This window comes from Vibrio ichthyoenteri ATCC 700023 (assembly GCF_000222605.1).
GTDB classification, from domain to species: domain Bacteria; phylum Pseudomonadota; class Gammaproteobacteria; order Enterobacterales; family Vibrionaceae; genus Vibrio; species Vibrio ichthyoenteri.
In genome coordinates this window covers 1-1640 of sequence record NZ_AFWF01000057.1, presented here as the reverse complement: position 1 = coordinate 1640, position 1640 = coordinate 1, and the positions used below count along the sequence as shown (strand labels likewise).

Below are 1640 nucleotides of genomic sequence, written 5' to 3'. Positions count from 1 at the left end.
TCTTTAGACCAACGCTCTGGATTTAGACGTTTCGCTGCATGCAATACTTCCGAACGATACGCTAAGAGCTCTCTGTCCTTACCATTATGACGCTGACTCGGTGTCACATAATTTAGCTTGCTATGTTTGTGCTCTGTATTGTACCAACGCACGAAGCTTTCAACCCAACAACGACTTGCATCGAGATCGTTAAACCCCTTTGTTGGCCAGCTCGGCATGTACTTCACTGTACGGAACAGCGATTCTACATACGGGTTATCATCACTCACTCTTGGGCGTGAGTATGATGAGGTTATTCCTAACTCATCCATCTTCGCTTTGAACGTCAGTGACTTCATTGGCGCACCATTGTCAGAATGAAGCACAAGCGGCTGATTAAAGCACTGCTCTCGCATCAGCGTTCGTTGCAATAACAAGGATGCTAACTCACCACATTCTCGCTCATACACATCATAACCCACGATTTTTCGACTGTAGATATCCTCAATGACATACAGGTAATAGTGCTGACCGACGGTAAGTATGTAATATCCCATGTGTACACCTGGTTAGGGCCTGTTGCTGTATAACTTGTCGGTTTACTCTGTTTTTGGCGGCTACGTTGACGACCTCGTTTCTGGAGTTGACCCTCTGCACTCAGTATCCGATAGTAACTCGATTCAGAGGCTATATACTCACCTCTATCAAGCAGTGTCGGGACTATTTGAGTCGGAGGTAAGCTTGCGAACTCAGAGCGGTTACACACCTCGATAATCGCATCACGCTCTTGTTGAGATAGCTTATTAGCAGGCTCTGGTCTGATGCATGTCGGCCTTTTATCAGCTTGAACTTCACCTTGCGGATTCCAACGACGATATGTTCTCAAGTCAATCTGAACTTCATGGCAAGCTGGCTCTAAACGGCATCCGCATTGAATCGCTTCAAGGATAAGAGTCACTATGCTCTGCCTTTCATCGGTTGGGGTTAGTCGTCCTCTAACTCTTCCCCGTAAAAGGCTCTCAGCTTTTTTCTTAGTACCAAGAGGGCGGCCGTTTCAGCGAGCGCTTTTTCTTTGAGTCGTAAATCTTTCTTCAACTCTTTGATTTCAAGTTTGTCAGCTTTAGCCTGTTTTTTTGCTTGGGCTTCACTCTCTTTGTTCGACATTATTCCTTGAACAAACTCACTCCGCCAAGTCTGCACTTGCTCAGGGTACAAGCCCTTCTCTCGACAATATTGGCTTAGTTCATTTTCAGTCATTGAATAGGTTTCAGCGACAATGGCGAGTTTAGTTTGAGCAGACCACTGCTCTGATGAAGTGTTGCTATTTGGCACGGCGGCTCCTGAATCTCTGAGTTGCTGCCGCCAATGATACAGGGTCGCAGTGCTAATTCCTTCCTCTTCCGATACTTCTTTAACTGACATCGAATATGGAGGTAACAGCTTCTTCAATATAGCTTCTTTTCTTTCTTGTGAGAAACGAGACACAACTACTCTTTATCGCCCAAACTGGTTAAATTTTAACAGTGACAACTATCCTGCCAGAGGGGGGTTTTGCTAACACAGCATCATTCAACATCGGCTCGACATACTACTTCTAGTATGACTAAAACAGAGAAGGCTTGGTGCTTACCAAGCCTTTTTTCGTTATTAAAACCAGTCAG

The 1640-nt window shown here is 45.1% G+C and carries 1 pseudogene; it reads right to left on the bottom strand.

Annotation, left to right across the window (positions count from 1 at the left end):
* Positions 1-1464 (bottom strand): annotated as a pseudogene (locus tag RH85_RS23405) (IS3 family transposase); the annotation flags it as partial.
* Positions 1465-1640: the final 176 nt, after the last annotated feature.